At 38.6% G+C, this 6,351-nt stretch carries 7 protein-coding genes; 6 read left to right on the top strand and 1 reads right to left on the bottom strand.

What is annotated here, in order from left to right:
- Positions 1-312: 312 nt before the first annotated feature.
- The 6 genes from B9T36_RS17925 to hisG all read left to right on the top strand — a co-directional run bounded on the left by B9T36_RS17925 (position 313) and on the right by hisG (position 5,800).
- Positions 313-624, top strand: a complete 312-nt coding sequence (locus tag B9T36_RS17925; RefSeq protein WP_086210789.1) for an ankyrin repeat domain-containing protein — start codon at positions 313-315, stop codon at positions 622-624.
- Positions 625-1,488: 864 nt separating this feature from the next.
- Positions 1,489-2,943 carry an RNA polymerase factor sigma-54 gene (locus tag B9T36_RS17920; protein ID WP_086210788.1) on the top strand — a complete coding sequence of 485 codons (1,455 nt, stop codon included), beginning with the start codon at positions 1,489-1,491 and terminating at the stop codon, positions 2,941-2,943.
- 171 nt (positions 2,944-3,114) lie between these two features.
- The gene (hpf, locus tag B9T36_RS17915) at positions 3,115-3,447 is read left to right on the top strand and encodes a ribosome hibernation-promoting factor, HPF/YfiA family (RefSeq protein ID WP_004695021.1); all 333 of its coding nucleotides are present in this window, start codon (positions 3,115-3,117) and stop codon (positions 3,445-3,447) included.
- A 137-nt stretch (positions 3,448-3,584) separates the two neighbouring features.
- On the top strand, positions 3,585-3,836 hold the full coding sequence (ibaG, locus tag B9T36_RS17910) for a BolA family iron metabolism protein IbaG (protein WP_004695019.1): 252 nt from the start codon (positions 3,585-3,587) through the stop codon (positions 3,834-3,836).
- A 6-nt stretch (positions 3,837-3,842) separates the two neighbouring features.
- A complete protein-coding gene (gene murA / locus B9T36_RS17905; RefSeq protein ID WP_086210787.1) occupies positions 3,843-5,102 on the top strand; it encodes a UDP-N-acetylglucosamine 1-carboxyvinyltransferase in 1,260 nt (419 codons plus the stop codon).
- A complete protein-coding gene (gene hisG / locus B9T36_RS17900) occupies positions 5,099-5,800 on the top strand; it encodes an ATP phosphoribosyltransferase (protein WP_004984172.1) in 702 nt (233 codons plus the stop codon). The genes murA and hisG overlap by 4 nt, the downstream gene beginning before the upstream one ends.
- A 73-nt stretch (positions 5,801-5,873) precedes the next feature.
- On the opposite strand, the gene B9T36_RS17895 is transcribed toward hisG, so the two are convergent.
- Positions 5,874-6,218 carry a hypothetical protein gene (locus tag B9T36_RS17895; RefSeq protein WP_086210786.1) on the bottom strand — a complete coding sequence of 115 codons (345 nt, stop codon included), beginning with the start codon at positions 6,216-6,218 and terminating at the stop codon, positions 5,874-5,876.
- Positions 6,219-6,351 lie beyond the last annotated feature (133 nt).

Here is a 6,351-nt window from a genome sequence, read left to right as displayed (position 1 = left end):
CCGAACTCAGAAGTGAAACCTCTTAGCGCTGATGGTAGTGTGGCGTTTGCCATGTGAGAGTAAGTCATCGCCAGCTCATTATTCAAAAGCCCCCTAACGATTAAGTTAGGGGGCTTTTTTTATTATGCGGTTAGTGAATCGGGAAGAGGTTTATCAAAAAATAAATAAAAATGATGTTTCGAGTTATTGATGGTCTCTATGGCTAATATTAACTTAATTAAATTTATAGAAAGTTTTTAAACATGGATTGGATTACCTTTAATGAATATGCTTTTATATATTCGGTCTAAAATTAAATTTTGAGGTGGTTTAATGAAACTTAGTTCATTCTCCCCAATCCCTGAAAGCGATGATGAACTGCATTTACCTGAATTGGTTTATTGGGCATCTTTAGGTGAGTTGGCAGAAGTTGAAAAAAGTCTTGCCAGCGGTACAGATGTGAATTCTACTGATGATGAAGGCTATAGCGCGCTTCAAGCTGCTGCTGAAAATGGTTATCTAGATGTGGTGAAACTACTGGTTGAAAAAGGCGCAAATGTTCAGTACAAAGGTGAATATACTGCATTACAACTGGCTGAAATGGCGGAACAATTAGAAATTGCCTCCTATTTAAAAAGTCTGTAATTTTAGAAAGTGAATACAAGGGCTTGATGAATTTCAGGCTTTTTTATTTTATAAAGCTTTTAATTAGATTGATTGGATTTAGCTTCGCTCAAGACTAGTGATTGGATATTTACTGGGACACATAAGCTGATCACGGAATAGCTAGGAGTATTGCATTTGTTGGTAGCTTCATTGACCCAAATCCTGCCCATATTTTCCAAATCAAATTATATAGTTTTACGCGAGTTTAAGGAAAGATGTTCAGCTTCAATGCAGATGATATATCACAGTATGTTTTGGCTACATGACTAAAGCATCCAGTAATTTCGAGTGTTTTGTGATGGCGGTTAACCAATTAATATTGATTGATGCACCTAGAATAATGAAAAAACCATCGTTTTTTAATGCGCGTGTGCTAAGTCCGTATCCGAGGTGGTCTTGCATAGCTTCTTTCTTTATTTGACAGTGTAGATTTCGCTGTGCTCAATACTGTGCAATCTACAAAATAGGAGGCTGAATTTACGCATTATGTTCTACAGCTATGTTTGAGGTTCTTAATAATACTTTTGAGTTGTGTAAATTACTTTAAAAAATATCTATACGTAGGTTTTTACAAAGTTGAATGACGATGATGTTTTTATTTAATTGGCCCTTATAGCGAACTGAAAGTATGCGTTGAGTCTATTAAAATAGGATGGGATGATTTATTTTTTCTTAATTGATAAAAATCTGTGTAAAGCATGATGTTGTGTTATTCAGGTTGCGTAAAATAATATGCTCAAAATTTGTAGGTTTTTTGAATTTTTTATGCTATAAAAAATAAAACGGCACAAAAATTGCTTGTAATGCGTGCTTTAGAAAAGTTGTATAAAAGAGTAGGGATCTATGAAGTTATCTGTTGGATTGAAAGTTGCGAACTCTTTGTCGCTAACCCCCCAATTACAACAAGCTATTCGATTGCTTCAATTGTCGAGCCTTGAACTTGAACAAGAAATTCAGATCCAACTCGATAGCAACCCGCTTTTAGAAAAAGTAGAAGAACAATCTTCAATGGAAAGCTTATCTAGTGTACAAGAGCAAGAAGTAGATAAGAAAGACTTAACCAATGAACTGAATGCTGACCATTTACCTGATGATTTACCTGTCGATACAGATTGGGATGATGTTTATACACATCAGCCGACAAGTCTCGGTGCGGCAGAATTTGAAGAGCGTGAAGATAACCGCCAAGGGCATTTGGGTTTAAAAGAGCATATGCTCGAGCAAATTAATCTTTTGCATTTTTCGCAAGTGGATCAGTTGATTGCTTATTGCATTATTGACTCATTAGATGATAAAGGATTTTTAGATAGCGATATTTCAGAAATTACGACTTCAGTTCAGCACCTTTTAGAAAGTATGGACTATGACGATGAAGTGGAAGATGATGAAGTCGTTGTCGTGCTCAAACATATTCAGCGTTTAGATCCATTGGGTGTTGGTTCTCGTAATTTGGCTGAGTGTTTAATGGTGCAGTTAGAAGCCTTGCCTGTACAAACTGTTTGTCGAAATGATGCCATGATTTTACTGAAAAATTATGAGCTGTTAATTACCAATGAGTTGGCTAAACTGATTAAACAAACAGGGCTGAATCAAGAGCAATTAAAATGTGCAGTGGATTTATTAAAAACTTTAAAAGCACATCCAGGATTGGAATTTGAAGATAAAGACTCGGATTATCAAATTCCTGATGTCGTGGTCATGAAGAAAAATGAGCAATGGCAAGTGGCATTGAATCCAGACATTATGCCTAAACTGCGTATTAACTCTTTTTATGCCAATATGATTAAACGTGCTGATCAAAGTGATGATAATCAGTACTTACGTAATCAGATGTTGGATGCGAAAAACTTTATTAAAAGTGTCGACGAACGGCATAAGACCTTGTTGAAAGTGGCGACGTGTATCATTGAACATCAACGCGCATTTTTAGAAATTGGTGCTGAAGGCATGAAGCCTTTGGTCCTTCGCGATATTGCCGAAGAGGTAGAATTACACGAATCGACCGTTTCTCGCGTAACTACAAATAAATATATGCTGACGCCACGCGGCTTGTTCGAGTTGAAATATTTCTTTTCAAGTCATGTCGGTACAACTTCAGGTGGCGAAGCATCTTCAACTGCAATTCGCGCCAAGATTAAAAAATTGATTGCTGAAGAGAATGCTCGTAAACCTTTGTCTGACAATGCAATTGCCAATCTTTTAAAAGATGATGGGATTGATGTTGCTCGTCGGACGGTGGCAAAGTATCGTGAATCGTTACATATTCCGTCATCTTCTGAACGAAAAGTCTTGATCTAAAATTTAAAATCTGACTATTCTAGAGGTTCATTATGACAACATAATGAACCTCTTTTTTCTTTAAGGAATGGCTAAAATGATTTGATGTTTCTATACGCACTGGTTGTTTTGCAGTCATTAAATCGTCTTGGCTTTTCCTCATTAATCCTAATGAAGGTGAGGGATAGATATATGCAAATAACAATTCGTGGACACCATTTAAGCATTACCCCAGCTATTGAAGATACTATTCGCTGCAAGTTTGCAGAAATGACCAAGCATATTGATCAAGTGAACAGTATGCAGGTAAAATTGACCAAAGATCATCAGGTCGATAAACATACTAAAAAAGGCAGTAGCAATCATATTGCAGAAGCAATTATCCGTTTACCGGGCATTGAATTTTTTGCTCAGGCTTCAGCAGATGATATGTATACGTCGATTAAAAAATTATCAGAAAAACTCAAAAGACAGCTCGATAAGCATCGTAAAATGCAGCAAGTTTACCAACCTATTGCCATTTAGTTTGATTTTTAAGCAAAAAGAGGTTTTTTTGAACCTCTTTTTTTATATATAAAGTGTATGGGTCTAATGCTTTATTTTTCAGATTTATAGTAAAATGGCAGGTTTTTACACCGTTGGTCCTATAAGAGGTCTTTGTGATGAATAGTGAACAGCTCACTGAAATTTTAAAAGCTGCTTTTCCTGAAGCTGAGGTTGCAGTTAGTGGGCAAGGCGGAAAGTTTGACTTACGTATTGTCGATGATCAATTCGAAGGCAAGCGTCCTGTTGCGCGTCAGCAAGCTGTTTATGCACCATTAAATTCTTATATCGCAAGTGGCGAAGTGCATGCGGTGACTATTCGTGCAATGACTAAAGAAGAATGGCGTAAAGCAAGCTTATTCGGAGCTTAATACTAGATGGATAAATTTTTAATTCAAGGTGGCACTAAGCTCGAAGGTGAAGTCCGTATTTCGGGTGCTAAAAATGCTGCTTTGCCTTTGCTTGCAGCAATGATTTTGCCTGAAACTCCAACCAAGCTTACCAATGTGCCACATTTAAAAGATGTGAATACTTTAGTGCAGTTGATTGGTGGTTTAGGGATTACCATGACCTATGAAGGGGATACGGTCACTGCAGATACTTCAACATTGGACAATCAGTTTGCACCGTATGAGTTGGTGAAAACCATGCGTGCATCTATTTTAGTGCTTGGTCCGTTGGTGGCGCGCTATGGTAGTGCAAAAGTATCTTTGCCGGGGGGCTGTGCGATTGGCTCGCGTCCAGTCGATCAACACTTAAAAGCTTTAGAAGCTTTAGGTGCAGAAATTGAAGTTGAAGCGGGTTATGTACACGCTAAAGTCGATGGACGTCTGAAAGGTGGCGAAGTCGTTTTTGATATGGTGACCGTAGGTGGTACCGAAAATATCTTAATGGCTGCGGCATTGGCAGATGGTGTAACTACGATTCGCAATGCGGCACGTGAACCTGAAATTACTGACCTTGCGAAAATGTTGATCGCGATGGGTGCAAAAATTGAAGGTTTAGACACTGATACCTTAGTGGTAACAGGCGTTGAAAAACTACATGGCTGTGAATACGCTGTAGTTGCTGACCGGATTGAAACGGGTTCGTATTTGGCTGCTGCGGCCATTACAGGTGGTCGTGTAAAAACTACACATACTGATCCAACGTTGATGGAATCTGTTTTAGAAAAGTTTGAAGAAATGGGCGCAGAAGTGACCCGTGGTGATGATTGGATCGAACTGGATATGATGGGTAAACGCCCGAAAGCAGTGAGTTTCCAAACGCTTCCACATCCTGACTTCCCAACCGATATGCAAGCACAGATTATGGCAGTCAATGCCATTGGCCGTGGTTTTGCCACCATTTCAGAAACGATTTTTGAAAACCGTTTTATGCATGTACCTGAATTGTCACGTATGGGTGCAAATATTCAGGTCGAGGGTAATGATGCTGTCGTGACGGGTGTAGAGAAACTTTCTGCAGCACCTGTGATGGCAACAGATTTACGCGCTTCTTTCTCGCTGGTGTTGGCGGCACTTGCTGCTGATGGTGAGACGCTGATTGATCGTATCTATCATATTGATCGCGGTTATGAAGATGTCGAAGCGAAATTACAAGGTATAGGCGCCCAAATTAAGCGAGTAAGTTCATGAGCGATATGAGAAACGATGATCCAAATTTTGACGTAATGGGCAATTTTGATCATGGTTTAACATTGGCATTGAGTAAAGGTCGTATTTTAAAAGAAACCCTGCCTTTACTTGAAACGGCTGGAATTAACTTACTGGAAGATCCTGATAAATCACGTAAGTTAATTTTCCCCACCACCCATAAACAAGTCCGTATTTTAATTTTACGTGCTTCTGACGTACCTACCTATGTGGAAAATGGTGCGGCTGATATCGGTGTTGCGGGCAAAGACGTGCTTATGGAACATGGCGCGCAAAACGTTTATGAACCACTCGATCTAAAAATTGCAGTATGTAAACTGATGACCGCAGGTAAAGTTGGCATGGAGCGTCCTAAAGGGCGTTTAAAAATTGCCACCAAATATGTAAATTTAACCCGTCAGTACTATGCAAGCTTAGGTGAGCAAGTCGATGTGATTAAGTTATATGGTTCAATGGAACTTGCGCCATTGGTGGGTTTAGGTGATTACATTGTTGACGTGGTTGATACGGGGAATACTTTACGTGCCAATGGTTTAGAACCTTTGGAAGAAATTTGTAAAGTCTCTTCACGTTTGATCGTGAACAAGGCAAGTTTCAAGCGTAAGCAAGCATTGTTAAATCCAATTCTTGCACAGTTAGAAACAGCTGTGGCTGAGCGTGAAGCATTAAAGAATAAGTAAGTTGATCTTTTGTGTTTAAAGAAACCGCTATCTATGATGGCGGTTTTTTTGTGCGTACTCATTTTTAATATTTTTATTGGATTGAAATACAATAGGATTGAATTTGAACCAGTTGATTTAAAGCATCAAAGTTATAGACATCACAAGCAGAAATTCGGGATGTCTGCTTGGCATCATGGAATTGCGCTTCACCTTGAATAATTACATGATGAGCTACTTGATGAACCGCTTGGATTTGGAACTCATGCGATATGCGCTTAAAATAATTTTCAATAGAGTGGCAATGTTTTAGAACTTGGTCGATGCCTGAGAGCTGTCGCTCGTCGATGATTTCCCATACAATATTTTGTGAAAAATACGGCTGAACTTGGCTGAATTGCCCGATGGAAAAGCTTTGGGCTATATCTGTAATCGTCATTAACGTTCACCTATTCTTTTAATTCTTAAAATCATTCTAGTTCAAAAATAAGATTTCTACTTATTTGCCGATGCGCTTAAAAGTAATTTTTCATTAAACTCTATCTTAAGCTGCAGGATTGTTGCCCACAAAA

The organism is Acinetobacter sp. ANC 4204 (assembly GCF_002135205.1).
Lineage (GTDB): Bacteria > Pseudomonadota > Gammaproteobacteria > Pseudomonadales > Moraxellaceae > Acinetobacter.
The sequence above is the reverse complement of the archived record's forward strand: the minus strand, read 5'-3'. Positions and strand labels throughout refer to the sequence as shown.